The sequence below is a fragment of the Frankia sp. Hr75.2 genome (assembly GCF_949319125.1).
Lineage (GTDB): Bacteria > Actinomycetota > Actinomycetes > Frankiales > Frankiaceae > Parafrankia > Parafrankia soli.
The window spans coordinates 1-844 of the sequence record NZ_CASGGV010000197.1 but is presented as its reverse complement, the minus strand read 5'-3'; the positions used below and the strand labels follow the sequence as shown (position 1 = coordinate 844).

General features: G+C 64.7%; 1 protein-coding gene. It reads right to left on the bottom strand.

Annotated features, from left to right (window positions below):
* Window positions 1–601: IS5 family transposase (locus AC559T_RS14585; RefSeq protein ID WP_498869062.1), on the bottom strand; the 601-nt coding region annotated here is incomplete at its 3' end.
* Between the last annotated feature and the right edge of the window lie 243 nt (window positions 602–844).

The window sequence follows — 844 nt, the reverse complement described above, 5'->3', positions numbered from 1 at the left end:
CGGCGCCGTGCTCGACCACGGTGTTCTTGAAACCTTTGTCGACCCAGGTCTTGGATATCGTGTTCCAGGTTTCCTTCGTCTGGTTGAGCAGGCGTGTTCCCAGGGTGTTGTCCGAAAGATGAGCGGCGGTCACGGTCACGGCGAGCAGCAGGCCGAGGGTGTCGGTGACCACGCCCCGCTTCCGGCCGACGATCTTCTTGCCGGCGTCGGTGCCCTGGCTGGCAAGGGGAACGTCGGTGGAGGTCTTGACGGTCTGGGTGTCCAGGATGCACGCGGTCGGCTCCGCTGCGCGACCGTCGGTGACGCGGGCCAGGCCGGTCAGGGTGTAGCCGAGCTGGGTGAAGATGCCGTCGTCGCGCCAGGCGGCGTAGTAGAAGTAGACGGTGCCGTGCGGGGGGAAGTCGTGGGGCAGGTATCTCCAGGAGACACCGGTCCGGTTGAGGTAGAGAATCGCGTTGAAGATGTCGCGGAGGTCGACCTGGGCGGGCCGACCGGTGGGCCGGCGGTCGAGCCGGGCTTTCTGCCAGGCGCGCAGGGTGGGGGCGATCAGCTCCCAGCGGGCGTCGGACAGGTCACTGGGATAGGGCTTGCGTGGGCTCATAACGGATGGGCCTACCTGGCCCGCGCGGCCGTAAACCAGCAGACCGGACGCGGCATCACCGCGGTGGGAGAGGGAATTTCACCGCATCGGTAAACCAGACGGACACCTGCCCGTATACCCGCCCCCAACAACCATCGTGATCAGGGTCCTGGCGTGCATGGATATGCCTCTACCACGCGAAAGGAACAAAAACCGCCGCCAACATAACCGACTTATCCTCATCGAAACCACGTAAACATCCAG